The organism is Paenibacillus sp. MER 99-2 (assembly GCF_023714095.1).
In the GTDB taxonomy this organism is placed as follows: Bacteria; Bacillota; Bacilli; order Paenibacillales; family Paenibacillaceae; genus Paenibacillus.
In genome coordinates this window covers 180,164-198,466 of record NZ_JAMAUZ010000007.1, presented here as the reverse complement: position 1 = coordinate 198,466, position 18,303 = coordinate 180,164, and the positions used below count along the sequence as shown (strand labels likewise).

The window sequence follows — 18,303 nt, the reverse complement described above, 5'->3', positions numbered from 1 at the left end:
TTACCTTACTTTACTTTAACCGTAATCGTATCCGTGCTGGTCACTCCCGCCGCGTTGATCAGCTCTGCTCGATACGTGTATGTGCCTGATGCCTTACCAGACAATACGCTGACAGCAGTCTGAGCTTGAGGCGTTGCCGCTTTGAGCTCTTGTGTATCGATCAATTGTTCATTTTCATATAGGCGGTATTCCGTGGCATTGGTTCCCCACCACAAGTTCATCGTTACTTTGTAGTTCCCATCCCCATCCCAGTTGTCTTGGGAAAGAACAGCTTTTCCTGGCAATGCATTGGCAACCCGCACAGTCAGTGTCTGACTACGCGTTGTTCCCTTGTCATTCGTTAGCTCAGCTACATACGTATATGTGCCATTCGATTTGCCCGTAATTTTCGTCTGAGCAAATTGTGCGGCAGGAGCATTGTACGTCAGTTTTTGCGTGTCAATTAAAACTCCATCTTCATATAACTTGTAGCTCGTTGCGTTCTCGCCCCACCACAAGTTCATGCTAACTGTGTACGAACCTTCCAGCAGGCCATTGCCACCACCGTTATTGTGAGACAATACAGGTGTTGCCGGCGCTCCTTTTGCAGGAGTTTCCGGTTCAGTCACCGTCGATTGAATGGTCAGCGTAGTGATCGCTGTTCCGGAAAGTCCCTGTTGGTCTTTAACCGTCAATTCAACAGTATATTTACCTGCCGCGCTATCCTCCAACGCAAGATTGAAGTTGCCATCAGGTTGTATTTCGAATGAACCCTCTTTATCAATCGAACCATCTTCCTTTTTCACCACATACGAAGCATCTAAGGAAGCCGCTGGATCAAAATCAATGTTCCAGCCATTCGCGAGTGCATCTGCAACCCGGAAATACAAGTCTTCTACACTACCGTTAATAACAACAGACTCGTCTTGTTTAAATTCCAACGTTTCTGGTGCAGTCACAATAGGAGCTGTTTTCTTCACCAAAAATGGAGGTGTATCTTCTTTGTACGTCTTACCATCAGCACCAAGTGTAGTGATATCCACCGTGTATAAACCATCCGGAATTTCAGTCACTTCGTCGGTAATATAATCGGAATAGTTACCACTCCATGCTAGATTATATCTAGCATTGGCATTGAAGTTGAAATAGTTACCAAAGATAGATCCGATGTATCCATCTTCATAATATCCACCCTCTGGATCAAGACCATCATAGATTTCAATCAGTGCAAACGTCATTGGATTATAAAATTCCATGGCTACATTAAGCGTGTCTAATGTTCCATCAGCCTTCAATGGATAATGGAATGGATTTTTCACATTACCTGTAACTGTTTCAATGTACTTAACCCCACTCAACGTAACGTTGAAATGAGCAACATATGGCACTGTAAAAGTATTCGTTCCATTCGATAATTCAATATATCCTTGCGCCTCTGTTACAGCAGTAACTCCTTGAGGAACGGTAATTGTAACCGCCAGCTCTTCCTCACCATTCAGTGTGAAAGAAGTCTTGTCTACAGCAACGGATACACCTGGAACTGTACGAGTTGGATTAACATTGACTGTGTAATCACCACCACTACCGTTCAGTGCTTCAACTTTAATCGTTTTGGTAACTGTCTTTTCATCTGTTCTCAAGAAGTTACCGTAGTTAATACTTCCGGTGATGTTCTCTTTTTCGACAAGCGAGCCACTCTCTGTATATTGTGTTACATCCAGCACTTTAACCAGTGCTACAGGATCAATCGTATTTACAGCCTGGATACGACCTGCACCTTGATCAAACACATCAAATTTGTTCGTATCAAGCACCTTACCATTGTTCATAAGTGCAACTTTGATATCAAACGGTGTCCAATCTGGATGTTTCTCAATCAGCAATGCAATAAGACCTGCTACATGCGGTGTAGCCATACTTGTACCTGTTTTACGATCATAAGCTTGCGTGTAGTCTGCATCAGGCTCGTCTTTGCCGTAAGCCGGAATTGTAGACAGGATACTTGTACCCGGAGCAACGATATCTGGTTTGATATCCAGAGTTACCTTCGCTGGACCACGGGAACTGGATGAATTCATTTCATCGCCTGGTGTTTGATTACGTTCGAAATCACTAAAGCTTACTTCAACGGGTTGTCCCGCATCGAGTGCTGCCTTGATGACCTCTCCATCTTCCTTCGTCATACTCAGTGTTGGAATAAGCTCAAAATTATCTCCCAGACTTACCCCGATTGGCCCTGGAATATTGTTATATACAATAACAGCTACGGCTCCAGCCGCTTTAGCATTAGCGATCTTCTCAACAAATGCCAGTTCACCACGCTCTATCAATGCTACTTTTCCTGTAAAATCCTTACCTTCAAACTCAGCCGGTTTACCAAGTCCAGCGAATTCCAACTCATATTCGTCTGTCAAAACCGATTCAGGATCCGCTGACAAACTCCAGCCCATCAGATCGAGTCGGTACACTGACTCTGTAACAGCCAGCGGAGCTATTTCCGTTGCAGTCGGAGCAACAACCGACTCCTCTTCTACTGTAACAGCAGCTTCAATAGAAGCTTCTTCTGTGGCAGAAGGCGAAGCTGGTTGAGCATTATTTTCTGTGGCAAGCTCTTCTTCATTTAACTCCTCAACATCAGCAGTTGCTTCTGCTGCACTTCCATCTGTCTCTGAATTGGTAGAAACAGCTTCATCTGAAGTCAATGACTCCTCACTTGCTGTACTTTCTTCAGGGGCAGTCACTGCCACTTCTTCCTCAGGTGTGGATAGCTCTGTGCCTTGATCCTGAACAACAGGTACTTCTGTTTCAGGTGCTGTTCCAAGTTCCGGAGACTGCTCTAACTCAGGTTGTTGCTCTGGTAACGTTCCATCGCCCACTTCACCAATTGCAAAATGAGTATTAGCTGTAATCAGCTGGCTAGGCCCAGTAGAGTTACCCACCGTAATAGCCATAGCTGACGCACCAGGAGAACCAAGTGTGTACCGGTTAGGTCCACTGTTACCACTCGCTACTACCGCTGTAACACCAGACAGCATCGCATTGTTAAGGGCTACCGATGTAACATAACTTGGGTCATTCGCTGCATTTCCCAAAGAGAGGTTAATGACATCCATACCATCTTCAACGGAACGGTCTATTCCCCCAAGTACCCAAGAGGTTTGACCACTGCCGTAAGGCCCAAGAACACGATAAGCATAAACATCAGCTTCAGGAGCAACGCCCACAATACCATAATCTCCTGCTTCACGAGCTGCAATTGTACCCGCTACGTGCGTACCATGAGAGGTATAATAAGCACTTCCATTAGCATTAAACTCAGGTTGACCAGAAACTTTCCATTCTTGATAGGTCGCTTCATAAGGATCATTGTCGTTGTCTACAAAATCCCATCCACCCTTGTAAGCTTCCTGCAAGTTCGGGTGCTCGTAATCAATTCCTGTATCAATCACGCCGACTTTGATGCCATTTCCTTTGTAACCCAGATCCCATACTTCAGGCGCACCAATAAAAGGAGCTGTGTCTTTCATATACGGATTGACTTCATCCGTTTCAGGGCCCAGTGTAACTTCCAGATCCGGATAAATACTGACTACACCAGGTATGCGAAGCAATTGTCCCAATTGGTTTCCCTTCACTTCAATGGCTACACCATTCAGGGCATATGCGTAATTTTCCAATACTTCATGTTTGATTTTTTTCTGAGTGAGGCTATGTACAAATGACTGTTGTTGCTGCTCGACTTGAGTCACAGCCTTTGTTTCCATAGAGGAGGTAAAAGATTTTCCTTCGAGGGTTGATTCACCTTGCGCTACAGCGACGGGTTTATCGGAAAGCTCAACGATGACTCGTGTATTCTCTCCGCCTAGACCTTCCAAGCTTTCATCCAAAAATGGATCTGCTGCAAGCCTAGCCTCTCGCCCTGCAAGAATATCCCTCCACTGTTTCGCTTCGGCCTTGCTTGGCATATTCTCAAGCAGAACAACTGAATCTGCGGGAGCGGCTCCAGCCGCTGGTAGAATAATAGAAAACATCATAAGAACACTTAATAACATGGATATCAATCGTTTACTCAAGGCTATGCCCCTCCTTTATAATGTGAATACCTCACCAAATGATGGGTTCCTGCGCTAACAAGCACTGCAATACCTGCGACAATTTCACCTTCCAATCTGCAAGAGGATTGACCCTTGGTAAATTATTCTACCAAAATACCACATTTTCCTTCTAAATAATAACAAAAATGATATAGAAATTACTTATATGGTTCTTATGTACCTAAAAAACATTAAAATTGCATTTTTTGTCGATATCATTCCATGCCGAGTAGGACCAACCAAATAAAGGATCAAAAACCTCTATGAAAGAGGATTCTGATCCCTGGTCATTGTAATGCACAATCCACACAAAGGTTAGACTTGCTGAGATTATCCCTAATCCATTTTAATTCACATAACAACTTAATTGCCTTTGTTATCTAAATAACAGGTTTCACCGCTTCCACCCGTAAACGTTTATAATCAGCATAGATCGCATCTTCTTTCCAGAGCTGCGGCACAACGCGTTTGCTTGTTTCGAGACATATCTCTTGGATCTGCTTTGTATCTAGCCCTTGAAAATAATCTCCGCCAAATTGGGACAACCACCCCTCGATTCCCCGATCTCCATCGGATAGCTTAGTAGGTCGGTCATAATGATAGGCCTGTCGCACCATAAATCCCTGCTTCTCCAAAAGAGAGCTATATTCTCCGATCGTTGGAAAATACCACGGATTTCTAGCTGATGCATCCATACCTGTGCTACGCTCTATCACTTCTTCCAGTGCATGAACAATAATGTCAACGTTACCTTTCCCGCCAAACTCAGCCACAAAACGACCTCCCGGCTTCAAAGCATTCCATATGCTGCTGACCACAAGCTCGGGATCACGCATCCAATGTAGAGCGGCATTAGAGAAGATGGCATCAAAAAGCCGGTTTGTCTCAAAATAATGACCGTCCCCTGCCTTAAATTCCAGATGGGGATATTTATCACGCGCACGCCGAATCATATCTGAGGACGCATCAATACCAACTATCTCAACCTCGCACAAAGATATCTCATGTGTTAGATCTCCTGTTCCACAGCCCAAGTCTAATATATATTCCCCCTTCTTAGGCTGTAGCCACGAAATGAGATTTTTGCCGTACCCCGAAACAAAAGCCAGTTTATTGTCGTATTCATCTGCCTTCCATTGATTCAATGACTGCATCTGTACCACCTACGCTTTCATCGTTGATACATGTATTGTGGCACAAAACATCTTATTAATAAAATATATAAATATTATATATATGATAGGTAATAACTATAACAAAATCCTAACGAAGCCTATGCTCCGACGAACCGTCGGGGTTCTAATCCCCAGGACGCAAAAAAACTTCCCGAAGGAAGTCTTTTTTCTTACGTCCCAGGAGGGATACTCTCCTTTTAGTCGAGACTGCGAAGTAATCCTAACGAAGCTCATGCTCCGACGAACCATTGGGGTTCTCATCCCTTGAACGCAAAAAAACTTCCCGAAGGAAGTCTTTTTCTTACGTCCCAGGAGGGATTCGAACCCCCGACCGACGGCTTAGAAGGCCGTTGCTCTATCCTGCTGAGCTACTGAGACAAATATGTATTAAAAAATACCGCGTGATCTCTATTATACGCTCATTTCAATATTTTTCAATACTTTTATGAAAAAATTAATAATTTTCATCATTAATGCTTCAAACAACTCGTTTAACACACTACACTTTGTCTTCACAACAAATAACACATGTGCAATTAAACTAGCGAATATGATGGCAAAAAGCGGGCACTATGGATATCAAGCCCCCCATCTAATCAAATAACCGTAAGATCGGTTTGTGACCTGACCTAATGGGTAATCTTTTGCATACATACTTATGAATGAAACGAATAAAGGAGAGATCCGATATGAGACAGTTACTATCCGCATTATCCTACTTTAGCATCTTCTTTGCCCCTTTCCTGTTCCCAATCATTGTGTGGATTGTTGCACGGGATCGTTATATTGAGGGGCACGCCAAGCGAGCTTTATTTTCACACATATTCCCCTTCATCGCGGCAATTCCTTTGATTTACTTTTTCGTGACTGCCCAGAGCGTCGCTTCGGCTTTTGGATTTGTCATTCTGTTCTTTATTATTTACGGCCTGAGCTTTGTGTACAATGTGTTCAAGGGAATTCAAGTACTGCGTGAATATGCCTGAACTACCTATGCCATATGGCTCGTAGATAACACGAAAACCCGCTAAACTCAGCGGGTTTTTTGCTGTATTCCATCCAGATTAAGCTTGACCAACTAAATACCTTTGTAACGTGGGACCGAGCAAGCCAAATGCAAACAACTCACTTTGAAATTTGGCTTTGTCTTCTAACGCAGTCGTCCCTTCACTGTTTTCAAATGCCGTTTCAGTAGCATCTTCAAAGGCAGTATGCATATTATTATTGTACCAATCCAGAACAGCATCTGAGTGGTTACGGACAACTCGTACAATTTCCAATGTATTCGTTGGAGCAGTTGCAGCTACATATACAAGTAAAGAAGGATCTCCTGCGTTTCCAGGTTGCACCTCCACTTCAGCACAAGCCAATCCATCTACTTCGGTTAATCTACGTATTTTAGCATCCTGAATTGCATACATTCCTTATCGCGCTCCTTTGTTCATTCATGTACTTTGTTCAATGACAGAACGGGTTTCCGGTGTTCCTAACTCATAAATTTCCCGATACACTCGCTGTAATGCTTCTTCGTAGGCACGATTCACAGACTCCTCAGGAGTATCAGGCCAAGGGAACACCATTCCCGGAAAGGCCTCTTCTTCTTTTTCCTGCATCAGTTGAAGAAGCCCTCTTAAATGCTCAGCCTCCTGAAGTGTCGCCTGAATGACCCACTCATAGGTTGAAGTGTGCTGATCAGGCAGCACGGAACGCCCAACCACGGATACATAATAGGTGGTACCTTCCATCACAATTCTCTCCTTCACAGCATGCTTGAGGCTGTTATCCCTAGAGGTAGTTTCCGAAGAGGACAGACATTTTATGCCTACTTTCGGCATATATTTGTTACGAACTCTGACGGAAACGAACATATTGGCAGAGCTTAGCTCTGCAAACACCACTCAGATCAACGACTCGACTAAGAAAGGATGAACAACCATGTGCGGTATAACCGGCTTCATACAGTGGAATCGGGATTTGACCCAGGAATCGGAGCTGCTGGTCCGAATGACGGACAGTTTGTCGAACCGAGGACCTGACGCTTCAGGTACATGGATTTCCAATCCTTGTGCTTTTGGACATCGGCGACTCAGCGTAATGGATCCAGAGAACGGAGCTCAGCCGATGCATGCGTTACAAGGAGACAGCTCCTATACCGTTGTGTATAACGGAGAACTATACAATGCTCCCGAACTTAAAAAGGAACTGCTTCAGCGTGGGCATCACTTCCGCACGCAATGTGATACAGAAGTATTGCTCGCCTCTTACATCGAATGGGGACCGGCTTGTGTTGACCGGTTTAACGGCATATTTGCTTTTGCTATCTGGGACGGCGGACGCGAGCAGGTATTTATGGCGAGAGACCGGCTTGGCGTCAAACCTCTTTTTTACAGCAATGAAAAAGATGCTCTCGTGTTCGGCTCTGAGCCCAAATCACTATTGCATCATCCAGATGTAGAAGCTGCTGTAGGGCCGGAAGGGCTGGCAGAAGTATTTATTGTTGGCCCTGCGCGGACACCGGGACACGGCGTGTACTCTTCTCTTCACGAACTGAAACCTGCTCATGCACTTATCTTCAACAGGAACGGAATCCGAACCTACCCTTATTGGAAGCTGGAAAGCGTACCCCATGAGCATGATCTAGACGCAACAGCGGCCGAAGTACGTCGTTTGTTACAAGATACCTTGGAGCGCCAACTCGCCTCTGATGTTCCGGTATGTTCTCTCTTATCCGGAGGTCTCGATTCCAGTGCTCTGTCAGCACTCGCAGTAGACTATTACAATCGGACCGGTCAAGGCCAAGTGAGCACATATTCGGTTGATTATGTCGATAACGCGAAGCACTTTCAGGCTCATTCCTTCCAGCCCGGTGCTGACGGCCCTTGGATACAGCGTATGGTAGACGAACTGAAAACAGATCATCACTGGATTGAGATTGAGAACGGTGAGCTCGTAAAGGCTCTGACTCAAGCAATGCTTGTACGTGATTTACCAGGTATGGCGGATGTGGATTCCTCGCTCTATTTGTTCTGTAAAGAAATCAAGAAAGGAGCCACCGTAGCTATCTCAGGAGAAGCTGCAGATGAAGTTTTTGGAGGATATCCATGGTTCCATCGGGATGAAATGCTTAATTCAGGTACGTTCCCTTGGTCCGTTGCTCCAGATATGCGAGCGGGATTGCTATCCCCAGATGTACGCGAATGGATTCGGCCACTGGACTATCTTGCGGACCGCTATTCCGACGCTGTAGCTGAAGTACCTTTACTCGCTGGTGAAACAGGTAAAGCTGCTCAAATGCGGGTGATGTCCTATCTTAATATCACGCGATTCATGCCTACACTGCTTGATCGTAAAGATCGAATGAGTATGGGCGCAGGACTGGAAGTACGTGTACCTTACTGTGATCATCGCCTGATTCAATACGTATTTAACATTCCCTGGGAAATGAAAATAACCGGTGGTAGAGAAAAGGGAATCCTCCGTAAAGCACTCGAAGGCGTACTGCCAGACGATGTTTTATACCGTAAAAAGAGTCCATATCCCAAAACACATAATCCTGAATATTTGGCTGCAGTCAAACAACAAGTGCTTGAGATTCTGGACGATGCCAGCTCTCCAATATTGCCTTTAATCGACAAAGCGCAAATTCGCAGACTCGCCTCTTCTCCAGATGCAGCTTCGAACCTGCCATGGTTCGGGCAATTAATGTCCGGCCCACAATTATTTGCTTATTTAACTCAGATCAACTCTTGGCTACGGACGTATAACGTGGCGATTCGTTAAAGCAATAAGGATTGCTCATGCGTAAAAAAGGTGCCTGGTGAAACAACAGACTTGTTGTTTACCAGACACCCTTTTACTGTTTTAGAGCTTACTGCTGCTAACGAATGAAGCCAATGAACCTAATCTCGAACGCAAAACGTAGTATCCATTTTCTTTTATAATATCTCATCCATCCCATCACACTTTGAAACGATTAATAGACTGCTGCAATTCTTCCGCCATAGACGATAGGTCATTCGCCGCCGAAGCAATCTCTTGCATCGCGGATAATTGTTCCTCCGAGGTCGCGCTAACCTCTTCCGTTCCTGCAGCCGCATTCTCCGTCACTTCCATAATGGTTTGCATGGACACATTAATCTGCTCCACGCCCGCAGCCATTTGCTCAATAGATGCAGACACCTCCTGAGTTTGACCCGCGACATTACTTACCGCTTCGCGAATCTCCTCAAAGGTACTGCCTGCTTTATGAACAAGCTCTATTCCTTCTTGAACCTCTGTATTCACATTTTCCATAGACTGCGCTGCGTTATCCATCCCCGTACGGATCGCAGCGACAAGTATACTAATCTGTTCAGCAGATTTTGCCGATTGATCCGATAACTTCCGTACCTCGCTAGCAACAACCTCGAACCCACGACCATGCTCACCAGCTCTTGCCGCTTCAATCGCCGCATTGAGGGATAGCAGATTCGTTTGCGCAGAGATTTCGGATATACTCTCCACCATGGTTCCAATCTCCTGAGAATGTTTGCCCAACTCTTCAATGACTGTAGAAAGTGTTCGCACAGTCTCATGTATCGAGTTCATTTGCCCAACAGCAGATTGAACGGCCTCATTACCATGCACTGTTCTGGCTGATGCACGAGTTGCTTCATCCGACATATTCTGTGTGTTCACAGTCATCTGTTGAAAACCGTTCGACAATTCAGTGATCGTCTGGAATCCATCTCCAACCATTTTCACCTGCGTATCCATTCCTGTTGCAATTTCCTCCATCGTTACAGCAACCTGCTCTGTCGCTGAGGCGGTCTGCTCTGTACTAGCTGTTAGCTCTTCGGATGATGCAGCCACCCGATCCGCATTGTTACCTACTTGATGAATTAGAAGACGTAGGTTATCCACCATCTTGTTGAATGATTGAGCCATATCTCCTATTTCGTCCCGGTTACGAACAACAATGGCTTCACCTGTCAGATCTCCATCGGCAATCCGGCTTGCCGCATGGGCTACTTTGGCAACGGGTTTGGAAATCATTCGCCCCATCACCAATGCAACAACTGTCCCCAGTACAATAGAGGCGATCCCGATAATAACGATCAACCGGAGAGTTTGTTGAATGAGTGCATTGGCATTGACAATACCTGTGTTGAGCGAATTCTGCTGATGCGCTTCCATAGCGGTGACGATTTCCTCAAATTCAGCAACGAGTGAAGGCCCCGTTTCCAACATTAAGCTTGTCATCTCGCTAGTTCTACCTTGCTTCTTGGACTCAATCACATCTTGACCAAATGCATAATATTCCTCTGCAGTGCGATCCGAGCGATCCAACAGGTCGATCATCGTTTGAGTGGTGCTATTTGCTCGTAACTCTTCACTTAATTTATGATAATCCTCATAGTATGATGTGAACGCTTGCTCGCTCTGATCATTTTCTTGTGTTATGAAGTTTCTTAATTCTACTTGCTGGGATTTCACATCAATGACCATGTTTTTGACCGTTAACAGTTTGGATGTTCGCTCGTTAATTAAATCCGTAAACGTTCGCTCAACGGAGATAAATTGCATATACGAAATTACAACCACGGCAGCCAATAATGTAAGCACTGTCAAAAAACTCAACAAAAGTTTCACGCTAATGGATATTCTTTTCATGTCTTTTCCCCCGCCTGCTTAAAATGCCTTGCTAGTCTCCATATGTATTAAGCCTGACTAAATCACCCCTATCCCCCTTTCAGTGCAGATCTGGATAAATAAATTTGCGACAATTTAATTTTGTTAGCATACTCACACACAACAATTAGGTCTTAAGTATCAATCTATACTATATTTCATATTTATTGAGACGAATTCGACATTATACTACACAACTTATATCCAAATTTTATAACTTTGAAACTTTAGACCTAAATAAAAAAGACTTTACTCAGCTTGCCCGGCTGAAATAAAGTCTTTAGTCTTATAAATGAGTGCCAATCATGATCTTAACGGTGGATCAACTCTGGATTTCGCTCAAGAAGTCCGGTGCCGAAAATGTCTCTAAACGGTGAATCTTCCATATGAATGTAGCCAATATAACAACCACATTTCTTCATGCTACAAGGACGGTCTGCCGCCAAAGCTTCTAAACCATCGCGATACAAATGTCCAATGATCCGGCGATCTTTGTAACATCTCTTTACATGTCCTGACCCTTGCACATAAAACACATTAGAACCAGCCGCACAACGCTTGCCCAAGCTGTCATAATCCTGCAGATTACCTTCAAAAAGCGGGTCAATCTGCCGCAAAAACTGAATTTCCTCTGGGGTGTAATACTTGGGGCGATCCTTGAAGGCATTGACCCACATATACACATCGCTCGGTAGATGCTCCCTCATCGATTGAATAGCAGGGAAGGCGCTACGTAATCCCACCGTGCCTACACTGAATCCAATGCTCATTTCTCGCAAAGTCATACACTGTTTCACAAAGGAAGACTCTTTCGTTTCACGCGGATGATATGTTGCCCAGAATGCCGCTTTGTGCTTGTTAAGTTCTCGAGCCCAATCCAGTTTGACAGATAGATTGGTCTGCACAGCAATTTTATCTACATGAGGCATATGGGATAGCTCTACCATCGCTTCACGGTACCAACGCCGAACCAATGCTTCTCCATACGGATTAAAGAAAATGGAAAATTGGTCTCCTGTACCCTCCTGTTCTCTCACCCAGTTTACAAATTGACGTAGTTGCTGTTCGTCCAGCGCCAGCGTCTCTTTGGAATCTACCGTTTTACTGAACGGACAATAGGGGCAGTCGTAGTTACAAGATGACAGCTTGCCGCGATAATATAAGGTGGCTCTCATGAGAATACAAACCCTTCCATTTGTTCACGGATTTCGGATGATATTAACCAATCTCCAATGGCATCCGAGTACCCTAGCCCTTCTTCTGTCAAACGTAAGAATTCCACACCCATTTCCGTCTTAAGCTCCGCCATTCCTTCGGTCAGCAATTCACCAAGCCAGCTGTAATCGGACATCACATTTGTTCCAAATCGCTGATCATAATCCTGTAACGCTAAGCCCTCTCGGTGAAGAAGCGCTTTGAGAATGAATCTCCGCTTCTGCTCCTCATGACTCAGCACAATTCCATAGTCAGCCACATCATATCGCTCCGTAGCCACATAATCTGCTATGATGCTCTGCGTCGCTTTGTAACTAACCCCGTACTTCGAAGCATAGTGCACTTCGCTTGTATATGAGCGAGCCCCGCAGCCAAGTCCGACCATGCCTTCCTCCTGACAGCTATAAGGTAAAAGTACCTTCGCTCCCGTAGAGGATTGTTCCTTGGCAAATCTGCGCATGGAATACTGCACATATCCGCGATTCTTCAAGGTCTCCCGTGCCGCTCTGTATAGCTCCATCCGAATGTCCGGCCCCTGGCGCTCTATATCATCCGGTTTCACAATCGTATTCTCTCGCGTATAAAGTGGATATATGAAAATCTCACCCGGTTCATACGCAAGGACACGTTCCAGCGAATACAGCCATGATTCAACGGTCTGTCCAGGTAGACCATAGATTAGATCCAGATTCAATAGTGGAAAATCATATTTTGTTAGCTTTTCGAGAGCTCGCTCCACTTCCTGCGGTTTCTGCGGGCGATAGATCGCCGAAGCCTCTGCTTCAATGAAGCTCTGGATACCCATACTCACACGATCGACACTTCGCCCCTTCATAATGGCAAGCTTGGCATCTGTTACCGTATCGGGAGATGTCTCTACTGAGATGGAGGCTTGTTGTGGGTTAAGACCCATCACATTTTCCGCAATATCAAACAGTCGATTTAACTGTACTTCGTTTAATAGCGTAGGTGTTCCTCCACCGATAGCGAAACGTGAATAGGGTCTACGTGAAGTAATTGGTGCCCATTGTTTCGCTTGACGCTCCAAGGCATCCACATAACGCTCATGCGTATCATCTCGCCGATCTGGTAATGTAAACAGGTTGCAGAATCCACAACGTGCTGCACAAAACGGGATGTGCATATACAAAAAATAAGTATCTGTGTTCTCACGTTCCCATAACGGTGCGAGTGGCATAGGTGGATCTAGCTCACGATAGGCTGTCTTATGAGGATAAGAGTACAAATACGAACGATACGGCGATGTAAGGACTTCTCTAAGACTTGTAGCTGTATTGGACGACCCGGACTTTACGGAATGACCTGTTGTCATTGTGTAATCTTGACTATCCATCGGTTTCCTCCTATCTCCGGTTTATTTTAAGTACGACTTTGATTACAAAGGATGCCAAAAGGCATCCTCAGCATCGAATATGGAATTCAGCCGAAATGTCCGTTGCTCACGTAGTTTCCCTACGCTCCGCTACTCCATTTCTACCTTCATCCCATCTTCTCGGTACTGAAAGTCGTACTTTATTGAATATTCACTATATCTATAACACAAATTCACGATACGGCACGTTCCAGACGACATCATGTGCCAAGCGATGTCCTTGATAGCCATCCTCACCATATGCGGTTCCATGATCGGAAAACGCGAGGCAAAATGTAGGCCTTGAACGTTCCCTCATCGCTTCAAATAACGGTCCGAGCGCTTGATCGACATAACGTAGCGCAGCTCGCTGCGTCTCAATGGAGTCTTCTCTGGCTCCCTCTACAAAATACCGATTCGGACCATGAATAGCCGAGACATTCAGGAATAGAAACAGCTTCTCCTCCGGCGGAATTTGCTTGAGCAGTTTCAATGCATGCTGCACCTGATTCTCGGTTGAACGAGGGTTCGTCACTCCAAAGTTCATACGCCAATAGCTCTGCTGGAAATATCCAGGGAGCACTTTGGCAAGCGGGTTTTTCTTTGTAAAAAAAATAACACCGCCAATGCATACTGTGCGATATCCCTCAGCCGCAAGTCCAGACACGATATCGGGCGTATCAAATAGCCACGTATGAGGATGAGTCTTCAATCCCGTATTCCGGGAATGAAACAACCGCACATGAGAAGCTTTGTCCGTATTGGCAGGCGTTGGCATAAAACCACCAAAAAAAGCATGGTGTGCCGCATAAGTGAAGCTGCCGGGCGTATGCCGTTTCTCCCATGAACCTGTGCCGCACAAGTTGGGACAATTCGATTCTTCCAATTTGGCCACGTCATACCTCAACGTATCGAGCGTAATCATTAATAGATCATGAGAGCCCACGATGGTGTTCATATCAGGCATAGTAATCGGGCTCCTTTCGTAACAGTTCCATTTGCCAATCATATGTACCCAGCCCATGATGCTGTACCCGATATAAGAGATCCCCAAACGGGTTAACATCCAGAACGTAAGCACGTGGTTCAGTTCCACTGAGCATGACATCGATTCCTGCAGACCATGAGTTCGGAAATGCAGACAGTGCCGCTTGGGCAGCGTTCTGAATTAATAACATCTGTTCATCCTTCAATCCCGCCTCCGTAGGCAGCAGACGATCATTCCTTAAATGAAGGTTCGTGATCGGTGTCTTGCTTAGACGAACGATTGCGTGACCCACCTGTCCACCAGCGACAAGCTGACGAACATCAAATACACGTGAGCCTATGGTTGATTTCGCCATCCAGCGTTCAATCTGTGCTCCTTCCGCACATAACCAGTCCAAAAGAATTCTAATCTCTTCCGTACGGGTATATCTGCGCATGCTACCTTCATTATAAAAAATCACTTCTGCCCCATTCCGCTCCATTCCCACAGTTGTTATAGCAATCTCAGCACCCGTTCGTGGGTTGAACTGATATGCTACTACACCTGAAGCGCCTGAGCCACAAGCGAGTTTAACAAATACACGGTGCATCCCTTCAGACTTCATAGCCGTACGTAACTCGCCATAACTCCGAATCGGAACATCAGCTTGAAGCGAAGGCGGTATGGTCACACCGTTAGCATGCAATTGCTGCTGGCATCGCCTTTTATCAAACATGGTTATGATGTCTGTAGGATGATTCAAAAAGCGAGCAGATGGGAAGAATTGCTGAACTTCCTTGTCTATTCGTTCCAAACACGCCTTCCAGCCTTCAAACCATTGAGCAGGAGCGTAGATCCTCCCCCACTCCTGCTCTAGCAACAACGCCTGTTCCTGCGGAACCATCATACGGTGATCTTCCTGATGAAGCGCCGAGTATACGCTCGCACCCAGAGACAAGAGTTCACGTTCCACATTCCAGTTCTCTCCCGGTGCATCCATTCGTATGAAGAATGAATAATCGTCAGCATCTTCTTGGCCTACACCTTGTGAATTCACTTCTGAGACTGCATCCCTGAGTGTCCCTCCTTGCCTCCACGTATGTAGCAAATCAATATAGGACAATACCACTGCAGGTTTCAACCCTTGCCTCAATCTCGCTTGCTGCAAAGCAAATGTACGCCGATTATCCGGATTCCCAATAAGCAGAAAAGGTCGTTCTTCGCTCACCTTTATTCCGTCAAGGACGGATACCGCCAGTCATCCTCATCGCTTTGCTGCTGATCACTCACATCGACAGAAATCCCCGAACGTTTCCATTGAATGAGCATTTCGTCCGTCATATAGTGATAGCTCAGATCCAGATGCTTTAATTTTTTGATCTTGTCGCTAGCTAGAAGAGCCTTAGCTCCTGCATCCGATAAAGTGCCCTGGGAGAGATCCAACACTTCAAGTTGATCCAGAATAGGAGCCTCAGCAATTGCCTGTGCGATCTCATCCTGAATTTCACTATCTTTCAGACCCAGATACACGAGTTTCGGAAATCTTCCCTGTTCAAACAGCGGGCTTACATCCTCTAATGAACCATCGAAGCCATAATCTTCGACACCTAAATATAACTCCAGCTTCCGTAGCTCAGGTAAATTGGCATGAGTAACGGAGGATATTACTTTTTTCGGTAAGCCCCCACAAATAATCACCAGTTCTTCAAGGTTTGCATGCTCCAACGGTTCCAGACTAAGGTCATTGCTTCCTTTAATCCAGAACGATTTTAATTGAGGAAACGTTCTTAATAATGGCGTTAGATCTGTTTGGATAATCCAAGATACTTCACACTCTTCGAAACCCATATCCCCGATAAACAATTTCTTCAGCGACGGAAAATTTGGAGCCAGCTCAACAAGCTTAGCTATGAAATCATCAGGTGAAGTCTCGTAAGCTTGTCCCCAATCTCCAATGACCAAACTTTCGAGTGTGCGACTTTCCGGTTTAGCGGCAAGTTCTTCAAGTAAATTCTCAATTCGAATTCCATTCTCATAGTCATCATAAGATACTGTAAGCTTCACTTCCTGCATAAGCCAATCCCCTCCGTTTGAGTTCAATAATTGGTCGTTATCATGAATGTTACCCCATCCCGTATGAAGCTTGCAACTTCTTCCAACTCTAGTCCCAACTCGATTCTCAAACGTGCAAAACTCCAATTGGTGATCATAGGTATAAGAACTCACGTTCTCATCAAAAGCACAAAAAAAGCACGAATAGCAGAATGGTCATTGCATAAAATGACGTGTCCTACTATTCATGCTTTCATTCTTGCAGAACCGATATAGACTTACCCATAAGTCTGTTCATTGCAAACCAAACGTTTGGATAACCTCTTTAATTCGCCAGTCTGGAAACGAGTGCTCTAAGTGCATGGCCGCGGTGACTGATGGCTTGTTTCTGTTCAAGCGTCAATTCAGCCATAGTCATCTCGTACTCAGGCACATAGAAGAGTGGATCATATCCAAAGCCACCAGCACCTGCTGCTTCAGCCGTAATCCAGCCTTCCGCAGTGCCTTCCGCCTCAAACTTATCTCCGGTTGCTGGATCGTACAACACCAACGCACAGACAAAGCGTGCAGGACTAAGCAACGGTTGCTCTGTATCTTCCCCAGATTTCAACGTTTCAAGCGCATCCAGCAATTTAGCATTGTTCTGCTCATCCGTTGCCCCTTCACCTGCATATCTTGCTGAATATACTCCTGGATCTCCGTCTAATAGATCAACGCATAACCCGGAATCGTCAGCGAGTACCGGAAGACCAAGCGCATCGCCTACGGTTTTGGCTTTCTTCCACGCATTCTCCGCAAACGTTACGCCATCCTCAACGACATCTGGTAGTTCAGGATAATCAAACATGCTCTTGACCTCTTTGCCAAGGGGAGCAAAGGCATGAGCGAACTCTCTTACTTTCCCTTGATTACGGGTAGCAACAATGATAATGGAACTATCCAAGCTCATGCTTAAGCTTCCCCTAAGCCGCGTGCACCAATTTTGAGTGCGATCGGTCCAAGCACTTCTTTTTGCCGCTCAATCATTTCCAGGATCCCTTGCTCACCAAGTTCCAGCATCGTATTCAATTCACGACGGTCGAACGGAGCTTCTTCACCTGTTCCCTGTAATTCTACGTACTTCCCGCTACCTGTCATGACCAAGTTCATATCAACTTTAGCTTTGGAATCCTCATCATAATTCAGATCCAGCACAGGCTGTTCACCTACAACACCCACACTTACCGCTGCAATGAAGTCTGTGATTGGGAATACTTGCAGTTTGTGCTGTTGTGCAATTTTGTTTACAGCGAGCGCCAGAGCAACAAACGAACCGGTGATGGACGTTGTACGCGTGCCTCCATCTGCTTGGATCACATCACAATCCAGCGTAATCGTGCGCTCACCAAGTGCCTGCAAATTAACAACCGAACGCAGTGCCCGGCCAATCAGACGCTGGATTTCCATTGTGCGTCCAGTTAATTTACCACGGTTAGCTTCACGTTGATTCCGAGTGTGTGTTGCACGTGGCAGCATGGAATATTCTGCTGTGACCCAGCCTTTTCCTTGCCCTTTCATAAAGGGTGGAACACGTTCCTCCACTGTAGCTGTACATATCACTTTGGTATCTCCGACTTCTATCAGTACAGAACCTTCGGCGTATTTATTCGTGTTAATTGTTAAATTCATCGGCCGCAGCTGTTCGCTGTTTCGTCCGTTAGATCTCATCATTTCTGCCTCCTACGACTTAAGCATCCTGTAATGTCGAGCTGTATCACACTTTCACTAATCTCTTTTATTTTA

14 protein-coding genes and 1 tRNA gene are annotated in these 18,303 nt (G+C 45.4%); 2 read left to right on the top strand and 13 right to left on the bottom strand.

The annotated features are described in order from the left end of the window. Window positions 1–5: 5 nt before the first annotated feature. The 3 genes from M3636_RS23460 to M3636_RS23445 all read right to left on the bottom strand — a co-directional run bounded on the left by M3636_RS23460 (window position 6) and on the right by M3636_RS23445 (window position 5,626). A complete protein-coding gene (locus tag M3636_RS23460) occupies window positions 6–4,052 on the bottom strand; it encodes a S8 family serine peptidase (RefSeq protein WP_285859174.1) in 4,047 nt (1,348 codons plus the stop codon). A 401-nt stretch (window positions 4,053–4,453) separates the two neighbouring features. Further along, window positions 4,454–5,227 carry a class I SAM-dependent methyltransferase gene (locus tag M3636_RS23450; protein WP_251384219.1) on the bottom strand — a complete coding sequence of 258 codons (774 nt, stop codon included), beginning with the start codon at window positions 5,225–5,227 and terminating at the stop codon, window positions 4,454–4,456. A 325-nt stretch (window positions 5,228–5,552) separates the two neighbouring features. Continuing rightward, window positions 5,553–5,626, bottom strand: a tRNA-Arg gene (locus M3636_RS23445). Window positions 5,627–5,937: 311 nt separating this feature from the next. Here M3636_RS23445 and M3636_RS23440 point away from each other — a divergent pair. Beyond that, window positions 5,938–6,231, top strand: coding sequence for a magnetosome magnetite crystal formation protein family (locus M3636_RS23440; RefSeq protein ID WP_056702834.1), 294 nt, complete (start codon window positions 5,938–5,940; stop codon window positions 6,229–6,231). Between the two features lie 78 nt (window positions 6,232–6,309). Here M3636_RS23440 and M3636_RS23435 read toward each other — a convergent pair whose 3' ends face one another. Then, complete coding sequence (locus M3636_RS23435) at window positions 6,310–6,666, bottom strand: hypothetical protein (RefSeq protein WP_251384218.1); 357 nt, start codon at window positions 6,664–6,666, stop codon at window positions 6,310–6,312. 24 nt (window positions 6,667–6,690) lie between these two features. Then, entirely contained in the window at window positions 6,691–6,990 is a 300-nt protein-coding gene (locus M3636_RS23430; protein WP_251384217.1) for a hypothetical protein, read from the bottom strand. A gap of 190 nt (window positions 6,991–7,180) precedes the next feature. Here M3636_RS23430 and asnB point away from each other — a divergent pair, with 190 nt between their 5' ends. Next, window positions 7,181–9,025 (top strand): asparagine synthase (glutamine-hydrolyzing), encoded by a 1,845-nt coding sequence (asnB, locus tag M3636_RS23425; protein ID WP_251384216.1) that lies wholly within the window; start codon window positions 7,181–7,183, stop codon window positions 9,023–9,025. A 177-nt stretch (window positions 9,026–9,202) separates the two neighbouring features. On the opposite strand, the gene M3636_RS23420 is transcribed toward asnB, so the two are convergent. From M3636_RS23420 to rph, 8 genes are all read right to left on the bottom strand, one after another. Then, a complete protein-coding gene (locus M3636_RS23420) occupies window positions 9,203–10,897 on the bottom strand; it encodes a methyl-accepting chemotaxis protein (RefSeq protein WP_251384215.1) in 1,695 nt (564 codons plus the stop codon). A 329-nt stretch (window positions 10,898–11,226) separates the two neighbouring features. Next, complete coding sequence (locus M3636_RS23415) at window positions 11,227–12,090, bottom strand: STM4011 family radical SAM protein (RefSeq protein WP_128103324.1); 864 nt, start codon at window positions 12,088–12,090, stop codon at window positions 11,227–11,229. Then, window positions 12,087–13,463 (bottom strand): STM4012 family radical SAM protein, encoded by a 1,377-nt coding sequence (locus M3636_RS23410; protein WP_128104579.1) that lies wholly within the window; start codon window positions 13,461–13,463, stop codon window positions 12,087–12,089. Before M3636_RS23410 ends, M3636_RS23415 begins: the two co-directional genes overlap by 4 nt. A gap of 220 nt (window positions 13,464–13,683) precedes the next feature. Then, entirely contained in the window at window positions 13,684–14,469 is a 786-nt protein-coding gene (locus M3636_RS23405; RefSeq protein WP_128103325.1) for an STM4013/SEN3800 family hydrolase, read from the bottom strand. Next, the gene (locus M3636_RS23400; protein WP_251384214.1) at window positions 14,462–15,697 is read right to left on the bottom strand and encodes an STM4014 family protein; all 1,236 of its coding nucleotides are present in this window, start codon (window positions 15,695–15,697) and stop codon (window positions 14,462–14,464) included. Before M3636_RS23400 ends, M3636_RS23405 begins: the two co-directional genes overlap by 8 nt. 2 nt (window positions 15,698–15,699) lie before the next feature. Next, entirely contained in the window at window positions 15,700–16,542 is an 843-nt protein-coding gene (locus M3636_RS23395) for an STM4015 family protein (RefSeq protein ID WP_251384213.1), read from the bottom strand. Between the two features lie 304 nt (window positions 16,543–16,846). Beyond that, on the bottom strand, window positions 16,847–17,470 hold the full coding sequence (locus tag M3636_RS23390) for an XTP/dITP diphosphatase (protein ID WP_251384212.1): 624 nt from the start codon (window positions 17,468–17,470) through the stop codon (window positions 16,847–16,849). Window positions 17,471–17,472: 2 nt separating this feature from the next. After that, entirely contained in the window at window positions 17,473–18,231 is a 759-nt protein-coding gene (rph, locus tag M3636_RS23385) for a ribonuclease PH (RefSeq protein WP_056702812.1), read from the bottom strand. Window positions 18,232–18,303 lie beyond the last annotated feature (72 nt).

Excerpts from the sequence above, each read along its gene's own strand:
- M3636_RS23450 (WP_251384219.1), bottom strand. The coding sequence starts at position 5,227 with ATGCAGTCATTGAATCAATGGAAGGCAGATGAATACGACAATAAACTG.
- M3636_RS23440 (WP_056702834.1), top strand. The coding sequence starts at position 5,938 with ATGAGACAGTTACTATCCGCATTATCCTACTTTAGCATCTTCTTTGCC.
- M3636_RS23435 (WP_251384218.1), bottom strand. The coding sequence starts at position 6,666 with ATGTATGCAATTCAGGATGCTAAAATACGTAGATTAACCGAAGTAGAT.
- M3636_RS23430 (WP_251384217.1), bottom strand. The coding sequence starts at position 6,990 with ATGGAAGGTACCACCTATTATGTATCCGTGGTTGGGCGTTCCGTGCTG.
- asnB (WP_251384216.1), top strand. The coding sequence starts at position 7,181 with ATGTGCGGTATAACCGGCTTCATACAGTGGAATCGGGATTTGACCCAG.
- M3636_RS23420 (WP_251384215.1), bottom strand. The coding sequence starts at position 10,897 with ATGAAAAGAATATCCATTAGCGTGAAACTTTTGTTGAGTTTTTTGACA.
- M3636_RS23415 (WP_128103324.1), bottom strand. The coding sequence starts at position 12,090 with ATGAGAGCCACCTTATATTATCGCGGCAAGCTGTCATCTTGTAACTAC.
- M3636_RS23410 (WP_128104579.1), bottom strand. The coding sequence starts at position 13,463 with ATGACAACAGGTCATTCCGTAAAGTCCGGGTCGTCCAATACAGCTACA.
- M3636_RS23405 (WP_128103325.1), bottom strand. The coding sequence starts at position 14,469 with ATGCCTGATATGAACACCATCGTGGGCTCTCATGATCTATTAATGATT.
- M3636_RS23395 (WP_251384213.1), bottom strand. The coding sequence starts at position 16,542 with ATGCAGGAAGTGAAGCTTACAGTATCTTATGATGACTATGAGAATGGA.
- M3636_RS23390 (WP_251384212.1), bottom strand. The coding sequence starts at position 17,470 with ATGAGCTTGGATAGTTCCATTATCATTGTTGCTACCCGTAATCAAGGG.
- rph (WP_056702812.1), bottom strand. The coding sequence starts at position 18,231 with ATGATGAGATCTAACGGACGAAACAGCGAACAGCTGCGGCCGATGAAT.